At 61.6% G+C, this 25,179-nt stretch carries 24 protein-coding genes and 1 pseudogene; 23 read left to right on the top strand and 2 right to left on the bottom strand.

Annotated elements, in window-relative coordinates:
• Positions 1-8: 8 nt before the first annotated feature.
• Both mscK and selO read left to right on the top strand, forming a co-directional pair.
• Positions 9-3,359 (top strand): mechanosensitive channel MscK, encoded by a 3,351-nt coding sequence (gene mscK, locus ACYZT4_RS18930; RefSeq protein WP_461982189.1) that lies wholly within the window; start codon positions 9-11, stop codon positions 3,357-3,359.
• Between the two features lie 48 nt (positions 3,360-3,407).
• On the top strand, positions 3,408-4,871 hold the full coding sequence (gene selO, locus ACYZT4_RS18935; RefSeq protein ID WP_461982191.1) for a protein adenylyltransferase SelO: 1,464 nt from the start codon (positions 3,408-3,410) through the stop codon (positions 4,869-4,871).
• Positions 4,872-4,873: 2 nt separating this feature from the next.
• On the opposite strand, the pseudogene ACYZT4_RS18940 reads toward selO, so the two are convergent.
• Positions 4,874-5,068 (bottom strand): annotated as a pseudogene (locus tag ACYZT4_RS18940) (helix-turn-helix domain-containing protein); the annotation flags it as partial.
• A gap of 156 nt (positions 5,069-5,224) precedes the next feature.
• Here ACYZT4_RS18940 and trxC point away from each other — a divergent pair.
• Positions 5,225-5,659: a thioredoxin TrxC gene (gene trxC / locus ACYZT4_RS18945; RefSeq protein ID WP_461982193.1), complete on the top strand. Its 435-nt coding sequence runs from the start codon at positions 5,225-5,227 to the stop codon at positions 5,657-5,659.
• A gap of 122 nt (positions 5,660-5,781) precedes the next feature.
• Here trxC and ACYZT4_RS18950 read toward each other — a convergent pair whose 3' ends face one another.
• The gene (locus tag ACYZT4_RS18950; protein ID WP_461982195.1) at positions 5,782-6,552 is read right to left on the bottom strand and encodes a ParA family protein; all 771 of its coding nucleotides are present in this window, start codon (positions 6,550-6,552) and stop codon (positions 5,782-5,784) included.
• Positions 6,553-6,906: 354 nt separating this feature from the next.
• Here ACYZT4_RS18950 and ACYZT4_RS18955 point away from each other — a divergent pair, with 354 nt between their 5' ends.
• Genes ACYZT4_RS18955 through ACYZT4_RS19050 form a run of 20 tightly spaced genes read left to right on the top strand, consistent with a single transcriptional unit; the run spans position 6,907 to position 25,062 of the window.
• Positions 6,907-7,632: a beta-ketoacyl synthase chain length factor gene (locus tag ACYZT4_RS18955; RefSeq protein WP_461982197.1), complete on the top strand. Its 726-nt coding sequence runs from the start codon at positions 6,907-6,909 to the stop codon at positions 7,630-7,632.
• The gene (locus ACYZT4_RS18960) at positions 7,608-8,417 is read left to right on the top strand and encodes a lysophospholipid acyltransferase family protein (RefSeq protein ID WP_461982199.1); all 810 of its coding nucleotides are present in this window, start codon (positions 7,608-7,610) and stop codon (positions 8,415-8,417) included. Before ACYZT4_RS18955 ends, ACYZT4_RS18960 begins: the two co-directional genes overlap by 25 nt.
• Entirely contained in the window at positions 8,398-8,658 is a 261-nt protein-coding gene (locus ACYZT4_RS18965; RefSeq protein ID WP_461982201.1) for a phosphopantetheine-binding protein, read from the top strand. The genes ACYZT4_RS18960 and ACYZT4_RS18965 overlap by 20 nt, the downstream gene beginning before the upstream one ends.
• A 9-nt stretch (positions 8,659-8,667) precedes the next feature.
• Positions 8,668-8,922, top strand: a complete 255-nt coding sequence (locus ACYZT4_RS18970; protein WP_084320988.1) for an acyl carrier protein — start codon at positions 8,668-8,670, stop codon at positions 8,920-8,922.
• The gene (locus tag ACYZT4_RS18975) at positions 8,919-9,464 is read left to right on the top strand and encodes a COG4648 family protein (RefSeq protein ID WP_461982204.1); all 546 of its coding nucleotides are present in this window, start codon (positions 8,919-8,921) and stop codon (positions 9,462-9,464) included. Before ACYZT4_RS18970 ends, ACYZT4_RS18975 begins: the two co-directional genes overlap by 4 nt.
• The gene (locus tag ACYZT4_RS18980) at positions 9,461-11,140 is read left to right on the top strand and encodes an AMP-binding protein (RefSeq protein WP_461982206.1); all 1,680 of its coding nucleotides are present in this window, start codon (positions 9,461-9,463) and stop codon (positions 11,138-11,140) included. The genes ACYZT4_RS18975 and ACYZT4_RS18980 overlap by 4 nt, the downstream gene beginning before the upstream one ends.
• The gene (locus ACYZT4_RS18985; RefSeq protein WP_461982208.1) at positions 11,133-11,867 is read left to right on the top strand and encodes a glycosyltransferase family 2 protein; all 735 of its coding nucleotides are present in this window, start codon (positions 11,133-11,135) and stop codon (positions 11,865-11,867) included. The genes ACYZT4_RS18980 and ACYZT4_RS18985 overlap by 8 nt, the downstream gene beginning before the upstream one ends.
• On the top strand, positions 11,864-12,811 hold the full coding sequence (locus tag ACYZT4_RS18990; protein WP_461982210.1) for an LpxL/LpxP family acyltransferase: 948 nt from the start codon (positions 11,864-11,866) through the stop codon (positions 12,809-12,811). Before ACYZT4_RS18985 ends, ACYZT4_RS18990 begins: the two co-directional genes overlap by 4 nt.
• Positions 12,792-14,336 (top strand): HAL/PAL/TAL family ammonia-lyase, encoded by a 1,545-nt coding sequence (locus ACYZT4_RS18995; RefSeq protein WP_461982212.1) that lies wholly within the window; start codon positions 12,792-12,794, stop codon positions 14,334-14,336. Before ACYZT4_RS18990 ends, ACYZT4_RS18995 begins: the two co-directional genes overlap by 20 nt.
• On the top strand, positions 14,329-14,754 hold the full coding sequence (locus ACYZT4_RS19000) for an acyl-CoA thioesterase (RefSeq protein ID WP_461982214.1): 426 nt from the start codon (positions 14,329-14,331) through the stop codon (positions 14,752-14,754). Before ACYZT4_RS18995 ends, ACYZT4_RS19000 begins: the two co-directional genes overlap by 8 nt.
• Positions 14,751-15,455: an outer membrane lipoprotein carrier protein LolA gene (locus tag ACYZT4_RS19005; protein WP_461982216.1), complete on the top strand. Its 705-nt coding sequence runs from the start codon at positions 14,751-14,753 to the stop codon at positions 15,453-15,455. The genes ACYZT4_RS19000 and ACYZT4_RS19005 overlap by 4 nt, the downstream gene beginning before the upstream one ends.
• Complete coding sequence (locus tag ACYZT4_RS19010) at positions 15,439-17,778, top strand: MMPL family transporter (RefSeq protein WP_461982218.1); 2,340 nt, start codon at positions 15,439-15,441, stop codon at positions 17,776-17,778. The genes ACYZT4_RS19005 and ACYZT4_RS19010 overlap by 17 nt, the downstream gene beginning before the upstream one ends.
• Positions 17,775-18,935 carry a cation:proton antiporter gene (locus ACYZT4_RS19015; protein ID WP_461982220.1) on the top strand — a complete coding sequence of 387 codons (1,161 nt, stop codon included), beginning with the start codon at positions 17,775-17,777 and terminating at the stop codon, positions 18,933-18,935. Before ACYZT4_RS19010 ends, ACYZT4_RS19015 begins: the two co-directional genes overlap by 4 nt.
• A complete protein-coding gene (locus ACYZT4_RS19020; RefSeq protein ID WP_461982222.1) occupies positions 18,922-20,169 on the top strand; it encodes an NAD(P)/FAD-dependent oxidoreductase in 1,248 nt (415 codons plus the stop codon). The genes ACYZT4_RS19015 and ACYZT4_RS19020 overlap by 14 nt, the downstream gene beginning before the upstream one ends.
• Positions 20,166-20,891: a class I SAM-dependent methyltransferase gene (locus tag ACYZT4_RS19025; protein WP_461982224.1), complete on the top strand. Its 726-nt coding sequence runs from the start codon at positions 20,166-20,168 to the stop codon at positions 20,889-20,891. Before ACYZT4_RS19020 ends, ACYZT4_RS19025 begins: the two co-directional genes overlap by 4 nt.
• Entirely contained in the window at positions 20,891-21,460 is a 570-nt protein-coding gene (locus ACYZT4_RS19030) for a hypothetical protein (RefSeq protein WP_461982226.1), read from the top strand. The genes ACYZT4_RS19025 and ACYZT4_RS19030 overlap by 1 nt, the downstream gene beginning before the upstream one ends.
• The gene (locus ACYZT4_RS19035) at positions 21,457-22,653 is read left to right on the top strand and encodes a beta-ketoacyl-[acyl-carrier-protein] synthase family protein (RefSeq protein WP_461982228.1); all 1,197 of its coding nucleotides are present in this window, start codon (positions 21,457-21,459) and stop codon (positions 22,651-22,653) included. Before ACYZT4_RS19030 ends, ACYZT4_RS19035 begins: the two co-directional genes overlap by 4 nt.
• Positions 22,650-23,111, top strand: coding sequence for a hotdog family protein (locus ACYZT4_RS19040; protein ID WP_461982230.1), 462 nt, complete (start codon positions 22,650-22,652; stop codon positions 23,109-23,111). The genes ACYZT4_RS19035 and ACYZT4_RS19040 overlap by 4 nt, the downstream gene beginning before the upstream one ends.
• Positions 23,108-23,836 (top strand): 3-oxoacyl-ACP reductase FabG, encoded by a 729-nt coding sequence (fabG, locus tag ACYZT4_RS19045; protein ID WP_461982232.1) that lies wholly within the window; start codon positions 23,108-23,110, stop codon positions 23,834-23,836. The genes ACYZT4_RS19040 and fabG overlap by 4 nt, the downstream gene beginning before the upstream one ends.
• Positions 23,836-25,062: a beta-ketoacyl-ACP synthase gene (locus ACYZT4_RS19050; protein ID WP_461982234.1), complete on the top strand. Its 1,227-nt coding sequence runs from the start codon at positions 23,836-23,838 to the stop codon at positions 25,060-25,062. Before fabG ends, ACYZT4_RS19050 begins: the two co-directional genes overlap by 1 nt.
• The last annotated feature ends 117 nt before the right edge of the window (positions 25,063-25,179 follow it).

Raw genomic sequence — 25,179 nt, forward strand, 5'->3', positions numbered from 1 at the left:
CGGTCTCTATGTCAACCCTGCGCACCTTTTTCATCATGGCCCTGCTGGGCTTGAGCCTTTCTGTCGGTACGCTGCAAGCGGCCGAACCACCGTCCAGCGAAGCCGTACAGGCCAACCTCGACAAGATCGCCGAGCGCAAACTGCCGGAGGCCGACCAGAAAGCCTTGCAGACCGTCCTGCAAAACACGCTGACCCAGCTCGACAACAAGCGTGACTACGAGCAGAAGCTGACCGACCTCAAGCAGCAACTCGCCACTGCGCCGAAGCAAAACATAGAAAACCAGCGCGAACTGGCTCGCCTCAAGGCCACCAGCGTCACGCCAGTGGCGCAGCGCTACAGCAAAGAGTCGATTCAACAGCTGGAACAACTGCTGACCGACCGTTCGACCCAGCAAAGCGATCTGCAAAAAGCCTTGGCTGACGCGAACAGCCTGGTCATTACCGCACAAACCCGACCCGAGCGCGCCCAGGCCGAAATCTCCAGCAGCCAGACGCGCATCCAGCAGATCAATAACATCCTCAAGGCCGGCAAAGACAACGGCAAGACTTTGAGTGGCGAACAGCGCGACTTGCTCAACGCCGAGCTGGCGGCACTGAACGCCTTGATCCCGCTGCGCCGCCAGGAACTGGCCAGCAACAACCAATTGCAAGACCTCGGTAACAGTCAGCACGATGTGCTGACCGAAAAAACCGACCGCCTGGACCGGGAAATCCAGGAGCTGCAAACCCTGATCAATCAGAAACGCCTGGCCCAGTCCCAGGAGACGGTAACGCAGCAATCCATCGAGGCGCAGAAGTCCGGCAGCAGCACCTTGCTGGCCACCGAAAGCGCGGCCAACCTGAAGCTGTCCGACTACCTGCTTAAAAGCACTGACCGTTTGAACGTCGTCACCCAACAGAATTTGCAAACCAAGCAGCAGCTGGACAACGTCACTCAAAGCGACTCAGCGCTGGACGAGCAGATCAACGTGCTCAAGGGCAGCCTGCTGCTGTCGAAGATTCTCTACAAACAGAAACAAGCCCTGCCGCGTCTCAAGCTCGACCGTGACCTGGCGGACCAGATCGCCGATATTCGCCTGTATCAGTTTGAAGTCAGCCAGCAACGGGAATTGCTCAGCAACCCGGCGAGCTATGTCGACACCCTGCTGTCGACCCAGCCGCCCGAGCAAGTCACCCCGCAACTGCGCAAGAGCCTGCTGGAACTGGCCACGACCCGCGCCGACCTGCTGGAGCGGCTGAACCGCGAACTTAGCGCGGTGCTCAACGAATCGATCACGCTGCAACTCAATCAGAAACAACTGCTCAGCACTGCGCAAAGCCTGCGGGCGACCCTCGATGAGCAGATGTTCTGGATTCCGAGCAACAAGCCGCTCGATCCTGAATGGATGCGCGGTGTGCCAGAGCGTCTGCAACGTCAGGTCGCGACCCTGCCGCTGAAGTCGAGCGTGAGCGAACTGGTCGACGGCCTGACCCAGCGGCCGCTGCTGTTCCTGCCACTGGTGCTGCTGATCGGCGCCCTGCTGTGGCGGCGCAAAAGCCTGTATGCCCGGCTGAACAAGGTTCACCAGGACATCGGCCACTTCAAGCGTGACAGTCAATTGCACACGCCGCAGGCGATTCTGATCAATATCCTGCTGGCAATGCCGGTAGCGCTGGGCCTGGCGCTGTGCGGGCTGGCCCTGCAAATTGACGCTCGCGGGCAGAACGCCAATATGGGCTCGGCGCTAATGCAAATGGGCCAGGCGTGGCTGGTGTTCTACACCGCCTACCGGATTCTCGCGCCGGGCGGCGTGGCCGAACTGCATTTCCGTTGGGAAAAACCCCAGGTTGAATTCCTCCAGGGCTGGGTCCGTCGACTCGGACTGGTGGTCATGGCGCTAGTGGCCGTCGTGGCGGTCGCGGAGCTGCAACCGGCGGCGCTGGCCGATGACGTGTTGGGCATGCCGGTCGTGCTGACCTGCTACGCGCTAATGGCCTGGCTGCTGAGCCGTCTGCTGATCAGCAGTCCGGCGCATGAAAACGCGTCACTGTTCCGCAAAGCCGTCGGGATCATGTTCACCGTGCTGCCCGTGGCGTTGTTCGTGGCCGTCTGCTTCGGCTACTACTACACCGCGCTGAAACTCAGCGACCGGCTGATCAACACGCTTTACCTGCTGATGTTCTGGCTGGTGATCGAAGCCACCTTCGTCCGTGGCCTCAGCGTTGCCGCACGGCGCCTGGCCTATCAACGCGCGCTGGCCAAACGTCAGGCCGCCAAAGAGGCCGGCGAAGGCGAAGCGGTGATCGAAGAGCCGACCCTGGACATCGAAAAGGTCAACGAGCAGTCCCTGCGCCTGATTCGCCTGGCGCTGCTCGGCGGGTTCATGGCCGCGCTGTACTGGGTCTGGTCAGACCTGATCTCGGTGTTCTCGTACCTGGACAACATCACCCTCTACGAATACACCAGCGGCACCGGCGCCAACATGAGCATGGTGCCGATCAGCATTGGCGACATGCTCGGTGCGCTGATCATCATCGGCATTACCTTCGCCCTCGCACGCAACCTGCCAGGGCTGCTGGAAGTGTTGGTGTTGTCGAAGCTGAACCTGGCACAGGGCAGCGCCTACGCCACGACCACGCTGCTGTCGTACGTGATCGCCGGCGTCGGTTTCGTCTCGACCCTGTCGACCCTCGGCGTGAGCTGGGACAAGTTGCAATGGCTGGTGGCGGCGCTCTCGGTCGGGCTCGGTTTCGGCATGCAGGAGATCTTCGCGAACTTCATCTCCGGGATCATGATCCTGTTCGAACGCCCGGTACGGATCGGTGACACCATCACCATCGGCAACCTGTCGGGTACGGTGAGCAAAATCCGCATCCGCGCGACGACCATCACCGACTTCGACCGCAAGGACATCATTGTCCCGAACAAAACGTTCATCACCGGGCAACTGATCAACTGGTCGCTGACCGACACCATTACTCGGGTAACGCTCAAACTCGGCGTCGATTACGGTTCCGACCTGGACCTGGTGAAAGAGCTGCTGTTGAAAGCGGCCCGGGATAACCCGCGGGTGCTGAAGGACCCGGAACCCCACGTGTACTTTCTTAATTTCGGCGAAAGCACCCTCGATCACGAACTGCGCATGCACGTGCGCGACCTCGGTGACCGCAACCCGGTGCTCGACGAGGTCAACCGCTTCATCAACCGTGAGTTCAAGAAGCAGCAGATCAATATTTCGTTCCGGCAGATGGAGGTCTACCTCAAGAACCTGCACGGCGAGGAATACAAGATCGTGCCGATCGAGTCCGAAACCAAAACCATCGTGCCGCCGGTGGATGGCCAGCCTGCGCAAGAGCCGCCGCCCGCCAAACTCGACTAACCGCCCTGTTCCCAGCAGAATGCTCGGACATTCTGCTGGAGATGGCCGGTGAAAGCCCTCGACGAACTGACCTTCGACAATCGCTTCGATCGCCTGGGCGACACGTTCTCCACCCACGTGCTGCCCGAGCCCATCGACAATCCGCGCCTCGTGGTCGCAAGCCCCACCGCCATGGCCCTGCTCGACCTTGATCCGGCCGTCGCCGAAACCCCGGAATTCGCCGAACTGTTCAGCGGCCACAAGCTCTGGGCCGCCGCGGTGCCGCGGGCGATGGTCTATTCCGGGCATCAGTTCGGCTCGTACAACCCGCAACTGGGTGACGGCCGCGGCTTGTTGCTGGGCGAGGTCTACAACGAGGCCGGCGAGCACTGGGATTTGCACCTTAAGGGCGCCGGCCAGACGCCTTTTTCGCGCATGGGCGATGGCCGTGCCGTGCTGCGTTCATCGATCCGTGAGTTTCTCGCTTCCGAAGCCCTGCATGCCCTGAACATCCCGACCACCCGCGCGCTGTGCGTGATCGGTTCCGACACACCGGTGTGGCGCGAGAAACAGGAACGCGCGGCCATGGTCCTGCGCCTGTCCCCGAGCCATGTGCGCTTCGGCCACTTCGAATATTTCTACTACACCAAACGCCCCGAGAAGCAGAAAGAACTCGGCCAGCATGTACTGGCGATGCACTTCCCCGAATGCCTCGAACAGCCTGAACCCTATCTGGCGATGTTTCGCGAAATCGTCGAGCGCAACGCCGAGCTGATCGCCAAATGGCAGGCGTATGGTTTCTGCCATGGGGTGATGAACACCGACAACATGTCGATCCTTGGCATCACCTTCGATTTTGGCCCGTTCGCCTTCCTTGATGACTTCGACGCCAACTTCATCTGCAACCATTCCGATGATCAGGGCCGCTACTCCTTCAGCAACCAGGTGCCAATCGGCCAGTGGAACCTCAGCGCCCTGGCCCAGGCCCTTACGCCGTTCATCAGCGTCGAAGCCCTGCGCGAAACCCTCGGCCTGTACCTGCCGCTGTATCAGGCTCACTACCTGGACCTGATGCGCCGCCGCCTCGGCTTCACCACCGCTGAAGACGACGACCAGAAACTGCTCGAGCAACTGCTGCAACTGATGCAGAACAGCGGCGTCGACTACACCCTGTTCTTCCGCCGCCTCGGCGATCAATCAGCGGAACTGGCTGTCGCCCGATTGCGCGATGACTTCGTCGATATCAAGGGTTTTGATGATTGGGCTGCACGCTATGTCGCCCGGATGGATCGCGAGGGCGTGGCGGATCAGGAACAACGCCGCCAACGGATGCACGCGGTCAACCCGCTGTACATCCTGCGTAACTACCTGGCGCAGAAAGCCATTGATGCCGCGGAAAGCGGGGACTATTCCGAGGTTCGCCGGTTGCATGCGGTGCTGAGCAAGCCGTTCGAGGAGCAGCCGGGGATGGAGAGCTACGCCGAGCGGCCGCCGGAGTGGGGCAAGCATCTGGAGATCAGTTGTTCTTCCTGAAGTCAGATAAAGGATTCGACCGACACTCCAAAGCGTTCGGCCAACCAGCGGACCTGTCGCAGGTTTAGCTGGCGCTTGCCGCTCAGGATTTCCGAAACTACCGATTGCGTGCCAACACCCGGAAGATCGCTCTGGGTCAAACGGTGCTCACGCATCAAATAGCCGAGGATGGCAGCGCCGCTAGGCTTCGGCATCGGCATCGGCATCGGCATCGGGTGATGTTTGTCTGTGACTGCGATACCTGTGGGCAACGTCCGCAAATGAAGAAGGCAATGCGCTACAAAATTTTTCCTTGAATACCGCGACCTTCGACTCCAGATCGGTTTCATCAACTGCCTAATCGAGAGTTCTTCATGACCGAACCACTCCTCATCCCCTGCCCCCACTGCAATGGCCTCAACCGCATCCCCGCCGAGCGCCTCGCCGACCACCCGAAATGCGGGCGCTGCAAGGCCGAGGTCTTGCTGAGCAAGCCTTTCGAATTGAAACAAGGTGATTACACCAGTCAGATCAAGGGCGATCTGCCGTTGCTGGTGGACGTGTGGGCGGAGTGGTGTGGGCCGTGCAAGTCGTTTGCACCGGTGTTCGAGCAGGCGGCGGGGCAATTGGCGGGCAAGTGTCGGTTGGCCAAGCTGGACAGTGAGGCGAATCAGCAGTTGTCGGCGCAGCTGGGGATTCGCTCGATTCCCAGTCTGATTCTGTTCAAGAACGGCCGGGAAGTGGCGCGCCAGAGCGGTGCGTTTCCGTTGCCGCAGTTGCTGAGCTGGTTGCGTAGCCAGGGGATTTAAACCCACCGCGGATCAAATGTAGGAGTGAGCCTGCTCGCGAAGGCTGTGTGTGGGCCAACGTTGAGTCGACTGATACACCGCTTTCGCGAGCAGGCTCACTCCTAAAAGAGTTCGGTGTGCTATCAGCGATTTTCCAGCAGATTATGCAGCTCGACAAATTGCTGAGTCAGTTTGTGCCGCGGATCGAGGTGGATCAGCGGGGTGTTGGCCTGGTGAGATTCGCGCATGCGCACCGAAGTGCCCAGGTACACCGGCAACACCGGCAAGCCCTCGGCGATCAATTCGTCGAGTATCTGCTGGGGCAGGCTGGCACGGGCCTGAAACTGGTTGACGACGATGCCTTCCACTTCCAGCCCTTCATTGTGGTCTTCCTTCAATTCTTCGATTTCCGCCAGCAAGCCATATAGCGCCTGACGCGAAAAACTGTCGCAGTCGAAGGGAATAAGTACACGATCAGCCGCGATCAACGCCGATACCGCATAAAAATTCAGCGCTGGCGGCGTATCGAGGTAGATCCGGTCGTAATCGCCTTCCAGCTCCTCGAGCAACTTGCGCAGCTTGTTGATCTTGTGTTTCGCCTCAAGCTTGGGCTGCAAATCGGCCAGCTCGGCGGTGGCGGTGATGACATGGAGGTTATCGAATGGGGTTTCGTAAATATCGACCTGGTTTTTCTTCGAGAACGGCCCCGACGACAGCGTTTGCTTGAAGAAATCGGCAATACCCATCGGAATCTCATTACCGGTGAGCCCGGTCAGGTATTGAGTGGAATTGGCCTGAGCGTCGAGATCCACCAACAGGGTGCGATAACCCTCGCTGGCACTGACCGCCGCCAGATTGCAGGCAATGCTGGATTTGCCTACGCCACCTTTTTGATTGAACACCACGCGCCGCATGTCAACACCTCCGTGTATCAAAGAATGACCGAGTGTAGTAGTCCACGGCGTCGCTTCGCTACCTCATCGGGACAGGGACTACATAGTCAGACGCAAACACTCACTGAATTCGCTGCTGTCTCATCCAAAAAATACGTCCGGAGCTGACAGACGCGCATTCCTCAATGTGGATAATGGCCAAACGACAGCCGCCCACGAACCAATCAGTACAATTCGTTGAGCAAAATGTAACCAGCATTTGCTACGCGCTCGCCGCACCGGGATAATGCGCGCCACTCGGCGCTCGGTGTCACATCAGGTGAACCGTTGTTTTTTCGACTCGCCGCGTCAAGAAAGCCCGCAGGGGCGGGATGAATGCCTGTGATCAACTTCAACATCGCCCAATGGCGCGCATGGGCCCCTGGGCTCGAAAGCGTGGACGATTGGCGAGCCTGGAGCCGACAACCGGTCGCGCTGCAGAACAGCGATGCCGCCCCCGACGTCTCGTTTCTGCCGGCCATGCAGCGGCGTCGGCTCAGCCGTCTGGCGAGGATGGCGTTCAGTGTCGGCTGGCCACTGGCCGACGGTCGCCATGATCTACCGCTGGTCTTTATTTCCCGTCACGGCGAAACCCCGCGCACCTTCGATATTCTCAGCGACCTGGCGAATGATCAGCCGTTGTCGCCGACCCAGTTCAGCCTGTCCGTGCACAACGCGGTGATCGGCCTGTGGTCGATCATGCGCGGTGAAACCAGCGAAATGACGGCGCTGGCCGCGGCCGGCGATGGTCTTGAACACGGTATGCTAGAGGCCGCGGCGCTGATAGCCGAAGGCGCGCCAGCGGTGTTGCTGGTGGTCACCGAAGAACAACCGCCCAAAGCCTACTCCGCCTGGATCGACGATGTGCCTTTTCCTTACGCGGTGGGTCTGCTGCTCACGCCGGGCAATGACTGGCAACTGTCCTTGAACAGCACTTCGGATGCGTTGTCCAACGCCCACTGGCCCCATGCCTTGAATCTCTTGCGTACCCTGCTCGGCCAGCAGACTACCTGCCAACATGCCTGGAAAAATCGTGTATGGACCTGGCAACGCAACCTGTAACGGGAAAAAGCCGCGACGCTTATTACTGGCGTTTGCTGGCCACTGCTGCAAGCTTCACCCTCTTCGGGCTGGGCGGGCTGTGCCTGCGCCTGGTGGTTTTCCCGGTGCTGAGCTGCCTGCCCGGCAATCCACAGACGCACCGGTTGCGGGCGCGGCAAACCGTCAGTCGCTGTTTCTGGTTTTTCGTCAGGTTCATGGCTCGTACCGGCGTCCTGACCTATGACATTCAGGGCGCAGAAAAGCTTGGGCGACCCGGGCAGATGATCATCGCCAATCACCCGTCGCTGATCGACGTGGTGTTCCTGATCGGCCTGGTGCGCCACTCCAACTGCGTGGTCAAAAGCAGCCTCTGGGAGAACCCCTTCACCCGAGGCCCGCTACGCCGCACCGACTACATCAGCAATGACGGCAGCATGGACATGCTCGACGCCGCAGCAGACGCGCTGAAAAGCGGCCAGACCCTGATCATTTTTCCCGAGGGCACCCGCACCCAGCCTGGCGAGGCGCCGGCCTTCCATCGAGGTGCGGCGTCGATCGCGCTGCGCGGTGCGAAAATCCTCACCCCGGTGGTCATCAAGGTCAGCCCGACCACCTTGACCAAGGCTGAACCCTGGTATCGCATCCCTAAACGTCGCGTGCACTTCAGTTTTCACGTCGGGGCCGATATAGACCCACAGGCCTACGCCGCACAAGGCCCGGCGCCTCAGGCTTCGCGCAAGCTCAATGATTACCTGCATCACTACTTTTTTAAGGAGCTCGCCGAAGATGAGCGATCTACACCGTGAAATCAAACAACTGATCATCGATGCCCTGGGCCTTGAAGACATCAGCGTCCAGGACATCGGCGACGACCAGACGCTGTTCGGCGAAGGCCTGGGCCTGGATTCCGTCGACGCTCTGGAGCTCGGCCTGGCGATCCAGAAAAAGTACGGCATCAAGATCGACGCCGACGCCAAGGACACCCGTAATCACTTCAGCAACGTGGCGAGCCTTGCGGCGTTCGTCACTGCAAAACAGGCAGCTTGAGACCGGACCATGCAAACTCGTGATGACATTTTCAACACCCTGCGCGATGCCTTGGTCGAACTCTTCGAGCTGGACCCCGAGCGCGTGAGCCTCGACTCCAACCTGTACCAGGATCTGGAAATCGACAGCATCGACGCGGTCGACCTGATTGATCACATCAAGCGCCAGACCGGCAAGAAAATCGCCGCCGAAGAATTCAAGACGGTGCGCACCGTCAGCGACGTGGTCGAGGCGGTCTACCGTCTGGTTCAACCGGCCGCATGAGCCGACTGATCGGCCTCGGCCTGCTGCTGGCAGGCCTGCTGTACCCCTTTGCGGTGTATTTCGGCATGGAGCATTTTGCCCCGTGGCAGTTTGGCCTGCTGCTGGGCAGCCTGTGGCTGGCACGGGCGTTGTCCGGTGTGCGCCGTCCGGGAAGCCTGTGGATGGCAGCGGTCGCCATCGTGTTTTGCCTGTTGCTGGCCCTGTTCGACAGCCCGGCGATGCTGCGCTGGTACCCCGTGCTGATCAGCGGTTTCATGCTGATGCTGTTCGGGTTGAGCCTGAAATACGGCCCGCCGATGATCGAGCGCCTGGCCCGACTGCGCGAGCCGCGTTTGCCGGCCAAAGCGATTCGCTATACGCGCCATGTGACGATTGCCTGGTGCGTGTTTTTTCTCTGCAACGGTTTGTGCGCCGCCGCCCTGACCCTCTGGGCGCCGCTGAGTTGGTGGATGTTGTACACCGGCCTGATCTCCTATGGATTGATCGGCCTGATGTTTGCCATTGAATGGCTCATACGACAACGGGTACGAGGCCACCCATGAATTGGATAAAACTTGAGCAGTTATTGCTCAAGGCGCCCCCGGAACGCGCCGTGACGGCCGAGCCGGCGCTGAATCATGCACAGGTGTGCGAACAGGCCCTGAGCCTGGCCGCCGGCCTGCAAGCCCAGGGGGTGCGGCGCATCGCCGTGCACCTTGAAGACGCCGCTGACCTGGCGATTGCGCTGCTGGGATCGTGGCGTGCCGGGGTCAGCGTGCTGCTGCCGGCCGATCTGCAAGCGCAGACACGCCAGCGCTGGTCGGGGGGAGTGGATTTGTGGCTGACGGATCAGGCCGATGATGCGCACCTCAGCGACTATCGCCACGCGCCACTGGACGCCGCCGCACTGGATCTGGATCGCTGTACGTTGAGCCTGTGCACGTCGGGCTCCAGTGGGGAACCCAAGCGTATCGACAAGACCCTGCGCCAACTGGCCAATGAGGTCGAGGCGCTGGAGCAGTTGTGGGGCGCGGATCTGGGTGCGGCCTGCGTGATCGGCAGCGTCGCCACCCAGCACATTTATGGCCTGCTGTTCCGGGTGTTGTGGCCGCTGTGCGCCGGGCGCCCGTTTGTGCGCAAGCAACTGGCTTTTCCGGAAGACCTGCAACGCGCCAGCCGCGAATACTCGACCTTCGCTTGGGTCGCCAGCCCGGCGCTACTCAAGCGCATGGGCGATAACCTTGACTGGCCGGCGCTGAGCGCGGTTCGCCGGGTGTTTTCCTCAGGCGGTGCGTTACCGGCCGAGGCGGCGCAAAGCCTTCAGCAACGCTTGAAGCAATGGCCAACGGAAATTCTCGGCAGTTCGGAAACCGGTGGCATTGCCTGGCGTCAGGGCGATGATTTCTGGCAGCCGTTTGCAGACGTTAAATTGAGTCAGGACAACGATGGCGCGTTGCTTGTCGCGTCACCCTATCTGCCGCCGGGGCATATCGAACACACGGCGGATGCCGCGCGAATCGCTGCCGATGGCCGTTTCGAATTGCTCGGACGGCTGGACCGTATCGTCAAACTGGAAGAAAAGCGTATCTCATTGCCGATGCTGGAACAGGCCTTGGTGGTCCACGACTGGGTCGCCGAAGCGCGCCTCGGCGTGGTTCAGGAAAATCGTGCCTCGCTGGGCGCGTTGCTGGTGCTCAGCGAATCGGGTTTGCATGCCCTGCGCAATCAGGGCCGACGCACCCTCACCGAAGAATTGCGCCAACACTTGAGCCAGCACTGCGAAGCCTTGGCGTTGCCACGACGCTGGCGTCTGCTTCGCCAACTGCCGCTGAACACTCAGGGCAAACTGCCTCAGGCCGACGTCGAAGCCTTGTTGCTGGCGCCGCGCCCGAAAGCGCCGCAAGTCCTTGAGCAAGTCGAAACCGAGGGCGAGTGGAGCCTGCAACTGGCAGTGCCTCCCGACCTCGCCTATTTCAGCGGCCATTTCCCACAGGCGCCGGTATTGCCCGGCGTGGTGCAAGTGGAGTGGGCGCTGAACCTCGGCCAGCAACTGATGAACCTGCCAGAAAAATTCGCCGGGATGGAAGTACTGAAATTCCAGCAACTGGTGCGCCCGGGTGATGAAATCCAGTTGCACCTGCGCTTCGATCCGGTGCGCAGCAAATTGTATTTCGCCTATCGCAACGAGACGGCCACCTGTTCCAGTGGGCGGATTTTGCTGGAGGCGACGCATGCATAACCCCTGCGCCATAGTCCCCGTCTACAACCACGAAACCGCCATCACTACCGTGGTCGACGCGCTGATCGCCAGCGGCCTGCCGTGCATTCTGGTGGACGATGCCAGCGATCAGTCCTGCGCGACCGTGCTCGATCAATTGGCCCGGCACGAGATGGTTTACCTGATCCGCCTTGCCGCCAACCAGGGCAAGGGCGCCGCGGTGATGACCGGCCTGCGCGAAGCGTCGCGCCTGGGTTTCAGCCATGCCTTGCAGGTTGACGCCGACGGCCAGCACGACCTGCAAGACGTCACAATCTTCATCGAACACTCGCGCAGCCATCCGCGCGCGGTGATTTGCGGTTATCCGCAATACGACGCCAGCGTGCCGAAAGGTCGCCTGTACGCGCGCTACCTGACGCACGTGATGGTCTGGATCAACACGTTGTCGCTGCAGATTCGCGACTCGATGTGCGGCTTTCGCGTCTATCCATTGCCGCCGACCCTGGCGCTGATCGACTCGGCGAAGATCGGCAAGCGCATGGACTTTGACTCGGACATTCTGGTGCGCCTGGCCTGGCGCAATCAGCCGATGCAATGGCTGCCGACCAAGGTGCATTACCCGCTGGACGGCGTCTCGCATTTCCGCATGTTCCACGACAATGTACTGATTTCGAGCATGCACACCCGGCTGTTCTTCGGCATGTTGCTGCGGGCGCCGGTGATTCTCTGGCGGCGGTGGCGAGCATGAGCAGCGACGTCGATAAAAAACACTGGGCCGACCGCCAGGAACGCGGCAGTTTCTGGCTGATGAAGCTCACCGCGTTCGGCGCCAAAGTGCTTGGCCGACGCCTGCTCAGCCCGCTCCTGTACGGCATCGTTCTGTACTTTTTCCTGTTCGGCCGCAGTGCCCGCCACAGCGCCTGGCAATACCAGCAACGCCTCGCTGACTTCAGCGGTCGCGTTGAACTGTGTCCGACCCATTGGCGAGTGTTCGGTCAGTTCATGGCCTTCGCCGATTCGATGCTCGACAAACTCGACGTGTGGAACGGCAAGCTGCGCATCGAGCAGATCGAGATCGTCGACCCGGCACTGCTGCGTAATCAGTTGCGCGGCAGCCGCGGGCAACTGCTGGTGGGCGCGCACCTGGGCAACCTCGAAGTGTGCCGGGCGCTGGCGGAGATCGGTGAGAAGGTCACGATGAACGTGCTGGTGCACACCAAGCATGCCGAGCAGTTCAACCGTTTGCTCGGTGAAGCCGGCGCGACCAATTTGCGGCTGATCCAAGTCAGCGAGCTCGACCCGCTGATCATGCTGCAACTGCATGAACGCCTGGAGCGCGGCGAATGGCTGGCGATAGCCGGTGATCGCGTGCCGCTGCATGGCGGACGCAGCGTGACCGTGGATTTCCTTGGCCATCCGGCGAAATTCCCGCAAGGGCCGTGGTTGCTGGCCGGCTTGCTGAAATGCCCGGTCAACCTGTTGCTGTGCCTGAAGAAACCCGACGGCGATTACCGGCTGACGCTTGAGCCGTTCGCCGAGGCGATCACCTGGAAACGCAGCGACCGCGAACAGGTCATTCATCAGTGGACGACCCGCTACGCCGAGCGGCTGGGTCACTATTGCCTCGAAGCGCCTCAACAATGGTTTAACTTTTACCCTTTCTGGAAGACCGATGACGACGCCAACGCTTGAGCCGGTAACCTTCGGCGAACTCCCTTTGCGCATTGAAGACGTGCTGGCCCTGGCCAACTGTCAGGTGCCGACGCAGTTGCAGGCCGATCCTGCTTACCGCGAGCGCATCGCCAAGGGTGCGCGGTTCCTCGATTCGCTACTGGACAAGGAAGGCGTGATTTACGGCGTGACCACCGGTTACGGCGATTCCTGCGTGGTCGCGGTGCCGCTGCATCACGTCGAAGCGCTGCCTCGTCATCTCTACACGTTCCACGGCTGCGGCCTGGGCAAACTGCTCGACGCACAGGCCACCCGCGCGGTACTCGCGGCGCGTTTGCAGTCGCTGTGCCACGGCGTGTCGGGCGTTCGCTTCGAGCTGCTGGCGCGCCTGCAGGCGTTCCTCGAACACGACATCCTGCCGCTGATTCCCGAAGAAGGCTCCGTCGGTGCCAGTGGTGATCTGACGCCGCTTTCGTATGTGGCCGCGACCCTGTCCGGCGAGCGCGAAGTGATGTTCCGTGGTGAACGCCGTCAGGCCGCCGATGTGCACCGCGAACTTGATTGGCAGCCGCTGGTGTTGCGCCCCAAGGAAGCGCTGGCGCTGATGAACGGCACCGCCGTAATGACTGGCCTGGCGTGCCTGGCCTTCGCCCGTGCCGATTACCTGCTGCAATTGGCCACGCGCATCACCGCGCTGAACGTCGTGGCGCTGCAAGGCAATCCGGAGCACTTCGACGAGCGCCTGTTCGCCGCCAAGCCGCACCCGGGGCAAATGCAAGTCGCCGCGTGGCTGCGCAAGGACCTGGCGATCGACGCGCCGACCGCGCCGCTGCATCGCCTTCAGGATCGCTATTCCCTGCGTTGCGCGCCGCACGTGCTCGGCGTGTTGGCCGACAGCCTGAACTGGCTGCGCTCGTTCATCGAGATCGAGCTCAACAGCGCCAACGACAACCCGATCATCGACGCCGAAGCCGAGCGTGTGCTGCACGGCGGGCACTTCTATGGCGGGCACATCGCCTTCGCCATGGACAGCCTGAAAAACCTGGTCGCCAACGTCGCCGACCTGCTGGACCGGCAACTCGCGTTGCTGGTGGACGAGCGTTACAACCATGGCCTGCCGAGTAACCTGTCCGGCGCCACGACGGATCGCGCGATGCTCAATCACGGTTTCAAAGCGGTGCAGATCGGCACCAGCGCCTGGACCGCCGAAGCGCTGAAAAACACCATGCCGGCCAGCGTGTTCTCGCGTTCCACCGAATGCCACAACCAGGACAAAGTGAGCATGGGCACTATCGCCGCCCGCGACGCGATCCGCGTGCTGGAGCTGACCGAACAGGTCGCCGCCGCCACCCTGCTTGCCGCCAATCAGGGCGTGTGGCTGCGCAGCAAAGCAGAAGACGCCCGGCCATTGCCACCCGCGCTGGCAGCCATGCACGAAGAACTGGCCAAAGACTTTGCGCCAGTCATCGAAGACCGTGCGCTGGAAGGTGAATTGCGCCTGTGCCTGAAACGGATTGCCGAGCAACACTGGAGGCTGCATGCGTAGCAAGGGCGTGCTTCACACCGATACGGAAATCCTCGTGCCGTTCTTTGACGTCGACACCATGCACGTCGTCTGGCACGGCCATTACGTCAAATACCTGGAAGTCGCCCGCTGCGCGTTGCTGGATAAAATCGGCCACAACTACAGCGCGATGGTCGAGTCGGGTTACGCCTGGCCGGTGATCGACCTGCAATTGCGCTATGTGCGCGGCGCCGTGTTCGGACAGACGCTGAATGTGCGGGCCAATCTGGTGGAGTGGGAGAATCGTTTGAAGATCAATTACCTGATCAGCGACCTGCAGACCGGTGAACGCTTGACCCGTGCCGTTTCGGTGCAAGTGGCGGTCAACATGAGCAGCCGCGAAATGCAGCTCGCCTCACCGAAAATCTTCACCGACGCTGTCGAAAGGGCCCTGCCATGATTGTCTGCCACCCCCGCTACCCTGTAGGAGCGAGCTTGCTCGCGAAAAACGTGCGGGCACCGCGCTCATTCAGGCAGTACGCGTTATCGTTGACGTCCATCGCGAGCAAGCTCGCTCCTACAGTGTTGTGCGTGTTGCTGGGCTTTCCGGGCCTGGCGCAGGCCTTCGATCTGCAACAGCTCAGCGATCAACTGGCCAGGCCCGAGGTCATCCACGGCCATTTCATCCAGGAAAAGCACCTGCGCGCCCTGCCCCAGCCGCTGACCAGCAAAGGCACTTTTGTGCTCGCGAAAAATCACGGTTTGCTGTGGTTGTTGAAAACGCCGCTGCAACAGGATTACCGCATCACCGCCAAAGGCATTGCCCGACGTGACGCCAGCGGCTGGCAAATGCTCCCGGGCAAGAGTGCCGGCGCCGAGCAGAACCGGTTGTTCCTCGCGGTGCTGCAAGGCGACAGCAGTGGGCTGCAGCGGGATTTCGAACTGTCGCTGAGCGGCGATCCGCAGAAGTGGACATTGACCCTGATCCCGCGCTCGCTGCTGCTCAAGCAAGTGTTCAACCAGATCAACATCGCCGGCGGTGAACTGGTGCACAGCATCGAGCTGCTGGAAACCCAGGGCGACAGCACGCTGTTGCGCATGCAGGACAGCACCAGCAACCAACCCTTGAGCGACACGGAGCAACATGACTTTGCCGAGTGAACGCACGCTTCCGCGCCTGTTTCTGATCCTGCTGCTGGCGGTGCTTGCGCTTGCCGGATGGCAATGGCGCGACGGCGCACCGTTCTCGGCCAACCTCATGGAGCTGGTGCCAGGCACCGCGCCGGACGCGTTGGAACTGCGCGCCGAACAGCGCATGCAAGAACCGCTGAACCGCGAAATGCTGGTGCTGGTCGGCCACAAGGATCGCCAGCAAGCCGTCACCATGGCGCAGCAGTTGGGCGAACAGTGGCAGGCCAGCGGTTTGTTCGAAAAGGTCCAGTGGAACCTGCACGCCGACTTGCCGGCACTGCGCACGCAGTTGCTGCAAGGCCGGCTGGCGATGCTTTCGGCGACGGATCGCCAACAATTGATCGAGCATCCGGACGCGTTCATCCAGCAGCGCGTGCAAGTGCTGTTCGACCCGTTCACCGGTTTCAGTCTGGTGCCGAGCCAGGATGACTGGATGGGCCTGACCGGGCGTATCCAGAACAGCCAGCCGCAACACGGTGCGGTGCAACTGGACATCGGCAGCGGTGCGCTGGTGGCCGAAGCCGACGGCAAGAGCTGGGTATTGCTGCGGGCCCGGACCACCGGCAACGCCTTCGACATGAACCTGCCGCTGCAAGTGGCGGCGCTGCTCAAGCACAGCCGCGAAGAAGCCGCACAAAACGATGTGCAACTGCTGGCCGCCAGTGGCCTGCTCTACGCCGCCAACGGTCAACAGCAGGCCACCCGGGAAATGACCTGGGTCGGCGGCGGCGCCACCGTCGGCATTTTACTGCTGTTGTTGCTGGCATTCCGCCGCTGGCGCGTGCTGCTGGCGTTCGTTCCGGTGCTGGTGGGCATGCTGTTCGGTGCAGTGGCCTGTGTGGCGCTTTTCGGCCATATGCATGTGATGACCCTGGTGCTCGGCTCCAGCCTGATCGGCGTCGCGGTTGATTACCCGCTGCATTATCTTTCCAAGAGCTGGAGCCTGAGACCCTGGCACAGCTGGCCGGCGCTGCGCCTGACTCTGCCGGGCCTGACGCTGAGCCTGATCACCAGTTGCATCGGTTACCTCGCACTGGCGTGGACACCGTTCCCGGCCCTGACCCAGATCGCTGTGTTCTCCGCCGCCGGGTTGCTCGGCGCTTACCTATCCGCGGTGTGCCTGTTGCCCGCGCTGCTCAAAGGCGCAGATTTACGTCCGGCGCAGTGGCCGCTGCAGGTCTCCGAGTTTTTGCTGGAGCGCCGTGAAGCACTGCTCAGGCTCGCGAAAACTCCGGTGCTCCTGGCCTTGCTGATCGCCTACTGTGTCGGCGGTCTGTTGCAACTTGAAAGCAAAAACGACATTCGCCAATGGGTCGGCATGCCGCAGCAATTGACTGACGAAGCGAAGACCATTGCGCGGATCACTGGCTATCAGCCGACCAGCCAGTTCTTCCTGATACGAGCGGCCAATCAGCAAGATCTGCTCGAGCGCCAGACCGCGTTGAGCGAGCGGCTGGATCAGTTGATCAACCTGGACAAACTCCAGGGCTATCTGTCACTCAATCAACTGGTCAGCCCGCCGAGCGAGCAACGAAAAGTGCGCGACGCCCTGAACAAGTTGCCGGCGTTCTGGCAGCCGTTGCTCGATGTCGGTGTGCCGGTCGCGGCGCTGAAAACCGAGCTGGCGACGTTGCAGGCCTTGCCCGTCGAAGACATCGACAGCGCGCTGAACGGGCCGCTGGCCGAACCCTATCGCGCATTGTGGCTCGGACCGACCGAGGACGGCGTGGCGGCGTTGGTCAGCCTGCAAGGCCTGAATAACCCGGAACTGCTACGGGTGCAGGCGCTGGATTTGCCTGGGGTGGAACTGGTGGATCGTTTGGGTGAGCTGAATAACGTGTTCGCCAAAACCCAGATCAGCGCGGCGGAACTGAAACTGGCTTCCTGCGTGTTGATCGTACTGGTGCTGATCCTGCCGTTCGGCCTCGGCGGCGCGTTGCGCATCGTTGCCCTGCCGTTGCTGGCGGCGCTGTGCAGCCTCGCCAGCCTTGGCTGGCTCGGGCAACCGCTGACCTTGTTCAGCCTGTTCGGCCTGCTGCTGGTGACGGCCATCAGCGTCGACTACGCAATCCTCATGCGCGAACAGGTTGGCGGCGCCGCTGTCAGCCTGCTGGGTACCTTGCTGGCGGCGCTGACCACATGGCTGTCGTTCGGTTTGCTGGCGGTGTCGAGCACGCCGGCGGTGAGCAACTTCGGCCTGTCCGTGAGCCTGGGCCTGGCATTCAGCTTCATGCTTGCGCCATGGGCGGCACGGCAGACGCAGGCGGCTACCGTCGCGGAGTCGGCAGCATGATGGTCCTGTTGTTTTGGGCGATGGCCCTGGCGCTGTTCGCCGTGGCCACGCGTGTCGGGCGCCACTTCGGCCTGATCCCGATTGTCAGCCAGTTGCTGCTGGCGACGATTGGACTGCCGTTGCTGATGTATTTCTGGATCGAGCCGCAATGGCAACTAAGCGGCGCGACGCTGGTGGCGCCGATCTGGCTGAAGAACCTCTACAGCCTGAGTTTCGCGCTGTTGCTCGGCTATATTCTCAGCGACGTGATCGACCTGCGACTCGATCGCCAGAGCCTGAAAATCGCCGTGCCGAGTTTCTGCGTGCCGTTCGCCTGCGGCCTGGCCACGGCGATCTGGCTGCTGCCTCCGCAGCCGTGGATCAGCTCACTGGCAGTCGGTCTGCTGTTCGCCATCACCGCGATCCCCGTGTTGTATTTGTACCTGCGGCACATCGGTTACCCGGCCGCCGCCACCCGGCGCCTGGTGCAGACCGCCATTCTGATCGACCTGACTTGCTGGACACTGTTTGCCATCGCCCAGGGCAGCCTGCATCTGAGCACTCTGCTGCTGCCCTTGGCCTGCGCGGGCGTGCCCATGCTGCTGCGGGTGCTCGGTTTGCGGCAGCCACGCCTGTACAGCGGCGTTTTCTTCGCGCTGTTGGTTATCGCCGAGCATTACAAACTCAATGCGCTGATTGTCGGCATCGGTTTCCTGCTCTGCATGGCCGCGCTGAAGATCCCGTTGGTGCTGCCCGTGCCGGCGCGCTGGATGAATCGCTTGCAGAGCTGGGTCGCGATCCCGCTGATCCTTACCTTCGGCATCGTCCAGATCAACGTCCACAGCGCCATGGACAGCCTGAGCTGGGCGCAACTGGCCGCGCTGTTGCTGCTGCCGATTGCGAGCAAATTGCTCGGTAACTGGCTGGGGCTGGGCTGGGCCGGCGCGTCGTTTCAAGGCGCCAGCCGCTGGCGCGAAAGTGTGCTGCTGAATATTCGCGGCTTGAGCGAGATCGTCTTTCTCAACCTGCTGCTGCAACAACAACTCATCAGTCCGCCGCTGTACTTTGCGCTGATGCTGATGGGTTTGATCGCAACATTGCTGCCGGCATTGGCCGGCATGCACCGAATCCCCCTGGAAGCTGCCGTCCCGGCAAGGAGCCCCCATGCCAACCGTTGAAATGGAACGTCGCCAGGTCGTGATCATCGGCGCCGGCCCGTCGGGCGCCATCGCCGCCGCGTTGCTCAAGCGCAAGGGTCATGATGTTCTGGTGATCGAACGCCAGCATTTCCCACGTTTTTCCATCGGCGAAAGCCTGTTGTCGCACTGCCTGGATTTCGTCGAAGAAGCCGGCATGCTCGACGCGGTGAACGCAGCAGGTTTCCAGTTGAAAACCGGCGCGGCATTCGCCTGGGGCGAGCACTACAGCGCCTTCGATTTTGGTGACACGTTCAGCAACGGCAAGCCGACGACCTTTCAAGTCCAGCGTGCCGATTTCGACAAACTGCTGGCCGATCAAGCCTCGTTGCAAGGCGTGGAAATCCGCTACGGTGAAACGATCGTCAGCGTCGACATCGAACGGGCAACACCGCTGCTCGGCGTCCAGCGCGAGGACGGTAGCGAATATCGCATCGAGGCAGATTTCATGCTCGATGCCAGCGGTTACGGCCGCGTCCTCCCGCGCTTGCTCGACCTTGAGGCACCGTCGAATTTCCCGGTGCGTCAGGCGGTGTTCACCCACGTCGAAGACCACATCGATCACCCGACCTTCGACCGCACGAAAATCCTCGTCACCACCCACCCGACTCAACGCGATGTGTGGTTCTGGACCATCCCGTTCAGCAACGGCCGCTGCTCGGTGGGCGTGGTCGCGGCCGCAGAACATTTTGCCGGCCGCACCGAGAATCTGGACGATTGCCTGGGCGGTTTTATTGCCGAGACGCCTAGCCTGTCCGGCGTGTTGAACAATGCGGTGTGGGATACGCAGGCGCGCACCATCGGCGGCTACTCGGCCAACGTCAAAACTTTGCACGGTCCGGGTTTTGCGTTGCTGGGCAACGCGGCGGAATTCCTCGACCCGGTGTTCTCCTCCGGCGTGACCATCGCCATGCGTTCGGCGAGCATGGCCGCTGCGGTTCTGCACCGCCAACTGCAAGGTGAAAGCGTCGACTGGCAAAGCCAGTTTGCTGCACCGCTCAAGCGCGGCGTCGACACCTTCCGCTGCTACGTCGAAGGCTGGTACGCCGGGACGTTCCAGGACGTGATTTTCCACCCGGACAGCTCACCGGACATCCGCCGCATGATCAGCTCGATCCTTGCCGGATACGCCTGGGATGAGCGCAACCCTTTTGTGGCCGAACCGAAACGCCGACTGCGGATGCTCTCGGAACTCTGTGCAAGGGATGCCACATGAGCTACATGAGCGACAACTATGTCGAAGAAACCCGCTTCGGTTTCTGGTTCCTGCGCAGCCACACCTGGCAGCACCATGTGTTGCGCGTGGCGATCAATGATCTGCGTAGCTTGTTCAGCGAAGCGTTGCCGGAGCATCCGGTGTTGCTGGATGCTGGCTGCGGCCAGGGCAAGTCGTTCCAGTACCTGCGCCAGACTTTTGCACCACAGCGTCTGATCGGTGTGGACGCCGACCCGCACAGCCTCGACCTGAGCGGCGAAGAAGCCGTCCGTCAGGGCATGGACGTCGAGCTGATCGGCAGCGACTGCGCCACGCTCACGGTGCCGGACGCCAGCGTCGATCTGCTGTTCTGTCACCAGACCTTCCATCATCTGGTGGAACAGGACCAGGCGCTCGCCGAGTTCTACCGCGTGCTCAAGCCCGGCGGTTATCTGCTGTTCGCTGAATCCACCGAGGCTTACATCGATACCTGGGTGATCCGCTGGCTGTTCCGCCATCCGATGCACGTGCAAAAGAGCGCGGCCGGGTACCTGGAAATGATTCGTCGCCAGGGTTTCGAATTCGGCCCGCACAATGTGTCGTATCCGTACTTGTGGTGGAGTCGCGCCAAGGATTTTGGGCTGCTTGAACGCATGGGTTTGCGCAAGCCGAAACCCTTCGGCCAGCGCGAAGAAACGTTGGTCAATGTGGTGGCGCGCAAACCCCTGGAAGGTGCCGTGTGATGTTCACTGCAGGAGCGAGCCTGCTCGCGAAAATCGCCCGGCCAACGCGTGCATTCAGACAGTACGCGTTATCGTTGAAGTCCATCGCGAGCAGGCTCGCTCCTACAGGGTGTGCGTTGCTGCTAAGTGCCTGCGCCAGCCATGCACCGCTGCCCGAGCAAACCCCGAGCCTGCCGTTGCCGCAGCAATTGCATATCCAGCGTCTGCTGGATGGCCAGCGTCAGGACTGGGTGCTGGTGATTGCCCGTGAAGGTCCGGGCATTCGCTGGTCGATGATGGATTTGCTGGGCATTCCCCAGGCGCGTCAGAAACTGCTCGACGGCCAGTGGCAAGCGGACGGCTTGCTGCCACCCAATCCCGAAGCCCGAGAGCTGTTCGCCGCGCTGCTGTTTGCGCTGACACCCAAAGATGAATTGCGCGGCAACTACCCCGACGCCTGGCAGCATGGCGCGCAACGATCCCTGTCAGAACACTGGGACGTCCATTACTCACAACTGCTGAACTTTGAATTGAAGCTGCCCAAAGGTCCGACGTATCTAGTCACGCCCCTGAGCGGTGAAACGCCATGACCGCCTACCTCAACGCCCTCGGGGTGATCTGCGCCCTGGGCCGCGGCAAACAGGAAGTCGCGCGCCACCTGTTTGCCGGTGACTGCTCTGGCATGCGCAACGAATCGGGCTGGGTCTCGGAGCGCTCGTTGCCGGTGGCGGCGGTGCGTGGAGAACTGGCCCCGATCCCGCCGGAACTGGCGAACCAGGGCAGCCGCAACAATCAACTGCTGCTGGAAGCGGCGCTGCAAATCCGTGATGACATCGATCAAGCGATCCAGACCTATGGCCGTGACCGCATCGGTGTGATCCTCGGCACCAGCACGTCCGGCATAGACGAAGCCAGTCGCGGGTTGGCGCATTACATCCGCGAACAGCAGTTCCCGGCCGATTACGATTATCAGCAACAGGAACTCGGCGCACCGGCGAATTTCCTTGCCGACTGGCTGCAATTGAGCGGGCCGGCCTATGTGATTTCCACGGCGTGCACCTCCAGTGCCCGGGCGCTGATGAGTGCCCAGCGCCTGTTGGACCTGGGCTTGTGCGACGCAGTGCTGTGCGGCGGCGTCGACAGTTTGTGCAAGCTGACCCTAAATGGGTTTTCGGCGCTGGAAGCGGTGTCCGAACAACGCTGCAACCCGTTCTCGGTCAACCGCAACGGCATCAACATTGGTGAAGCGGCGGTGCTGTTCCTGATGACCAAACGGGCCGGCGAGCAACAGTCGATTGCCCTGATCGGCAGCGGCGCCAGCTCCGATGCCCATCATATTTCCGCGCCGGAACCGACCGGCCGTGGCGCCTTGCAAGCGATGCGCAAGGCCTTGATCCGCGCAAACCTGCAAGCCGAACAGATCGCTTACCTGAACCTGCACGGCACCGCCACTCAACACAATGACGCGATGGAAAGCCTGGCGGTGACGGCACTGTTCCCGGCCGGTGTGCCGTGCTCTTCGAGCAAACCGCTGACCGGCCATACCCTCGGCGCAGCGGGCGCGCTGGAAGCGGCGTTCTGCTGGTTGAGCCTGAGCGCCGACAATCGCGCACAGGCGCTGCCGCCACATGTCTGGGACGGCCAACCCGACCCTGACCTGCCAGCCTTGGATTGGGTGACCCCGGCCCATCGCCTGGCGTCCATTGCACCTCGCTATCTCATGAGCAATTCCTTTGCTTTCGGTGGCAACAACGTCAGCCTGATTATCGGAGACGCACCATGATTGACTGGCCGCTCGCCGAACTGCTGCCGCACGCTGGCGACATGATCCTCATCGATCAGGTGTTGGCGTTCGATGACGAGCAGATCCACACCCGCCTCACCGTCAAGCCCGATGGCCTGTTCAACCGGCCCGACGGCAGCCTGCCGGCGTGGGTCGGCGTCGAACTGATGGCGCAGAGCGTGGCCGCCTACGCCGGTTGTCATGCGCGTCGACGGGGTAACGCAGTAGAGCTGGGCTTCCTGCTCGGCACCCGCAAATTCGAATGCAATGTCGACCATTTTCCCGCCGGCACCGAGCTGACCATCCACGGACTGCGCTCGCTGGAAGACGACAATGGCATGGGCGTGTTCGAATGCCACATCAACGCCCCCGGCATTCACGCCACCGCTCGTCTGAACGTGTTCCGCCCGCCTCACGCCGCTCAATACCTCAATGAAACCCCAGGAGCCCAGTCATGACTGAATCCATACTGGTCACCGGTTCCAGCCGTGGCATCGGCCGCGCTATTGCGGTGCGTCTTGCGCAGGCCGGGCACGACATCGTGTTGCATTGCCGCAGCGGTCTTGCGGACGCTGAGGCCGTAAAAATCGAAGTCGAAGCCTTGGGCCGCAACGCGCGCGTTCTGCAATTCGACGTGTCCGACCGCGCCAACTGCAAAGCCATTCTCGAAGCCGACGTCGAAGCCCACGGCGCCTATTACGGCGTGGTGCTCAACGCCGGCCTGACGCGTGACGGTGCTTTTCCGGCGCTGAGCGAGGATGATTGGGATGTCGTGATGCGCACCAACCTCGACGGTTTCTACAACGTGTTGCACCCGGTGATGATGCCGATGATCCGGCGGCGCGCCGCCGGGCGAATCGTCTGCATCACCTCGGTTTCCGGATTGATCGGCAATCGTGGGCAGGTCAACTACAGCGCGTCCAAGGCCGGCCTGATCGGAGCGGCGAAAGCATTGGCGATCGAATTGGGCAAGCGCAAAATCACCGTCAACTGTGTCGCACCCGGCCTGATCGACACAGCCATGCTCGACGAAAACGTGCCGGTGGAAGAACTGATGAAAATGATCCCCGCACAACGCATGGGCACCCCGGAAGAGGTGGCCGGCGCGGTGAATTTCCTGATGTCGGCGGAAGCGTCGTACATCACCCGCCAGGTTCTGGCCGTCAACGGAGGCCTGTGCTGATGAAGCGCGTCGTCGTCACCGGCATGGCCGGCATCACCTCACTGGGCAGCGATTGGGCAACCATCGCGGGCCACTTCGCGGCCAACCGCAGCGGTATCCGGCGCATGGACGAGTGGGATCGTTTCACCGAACTCAACACGCGTCTGGCAGGGCCGATTGACGATTTCAAAGTGCCGAGCCACTGGACCCGCAAGCAACTGCGCAGCATGGGCCGGGTCTCGCGCCTGGCGGTCGGCGCGGCGGAACAAGCGCTGGCCGATGCCGGTTTGCTCGGTGACCCGTCGATCAAGGATGGGCGCATGGGCGTTGCCTGTGGCTCGTCCACCGGCAGCACCGACGAAATCAAGGCGTTCGGCAACATGCTCCTCAACTCGGTGGCCGAGGGCCTGAACGCCAACTCCTACGTGCGCATGATGCCGCACACCACGGCGGCGAACATTAGCATCTTCTTCGGCCTCACCGGCCGCCTGATCCCCACCTCCAGCGCCTGCACCAGCGGCAGCCAGGGCATCGGCTATGCCTACGAATCGATCAAGTTCGGCCGCCTGCCGCTGATGCTCGCCGGCGGCGCCGAAGAGTTGTGTCCCACCGAAGCGATGGTCTTCGACGCGCTGTACGCCACCAGCCTGAAAAACGATGCCCCGCAGACCTCGCCACGCCCTTACGACAGCGGCCGCGATGGCCTGGTGATCGGCGAAGGCGGCGGCATGCTGGTGCTCGAAGAACTCGAACACGCCTTGGCACGCGGCGCACATATCCACGCCGAACTCGTCGGTTTCGGCAGCAACGCCGACGGCCAACACACCACGCGCCCGGAACAACTCACCATGCGCCGCGCCATGGAACTGGCCCTGGAAGACGCTGGACTGCAACCGTCGGACATCGGCTATGTGAACGGTCACGGCACCGCGACCGAGCAAGGCGACATCGCTGAAACCCTGGCCACCAGCAGCCTGTTCGGCGAGCACATGCCGATCAGCTCGCAGAAAAGCTTTCTCGGCCACACCCTCGGCGCGTGCGGTGCGCTGGAGTCGTGGTTCAGCGTCGAAATGATGAACCGCGACCTGTACGCGCACACCTTCAACCTCGATGAGGTTGACCCGCACTGCGGCAAACTGGACTACCTGCGCGGCGAGTTTCGGCAGATGAAGAATCAGTATGTGATGAACAATAACTTTGCGTTTGGCGGGGTGAATACTTCGTTGATTTTCAAGCGCTGGTCGTAGCAAACAGTAAGCGACATGGGTTTTCGACGACGAACGAGGCGTTTGAGGATTTTTCTTACTCTCTGCATCGCAATTTCCTCGCGCCTTGCGCATCTCGTCTGCCAGTGACTTCTGATT

The organism is Pseudomonas sp. GB2N2 (assembly GCF_054897705.1).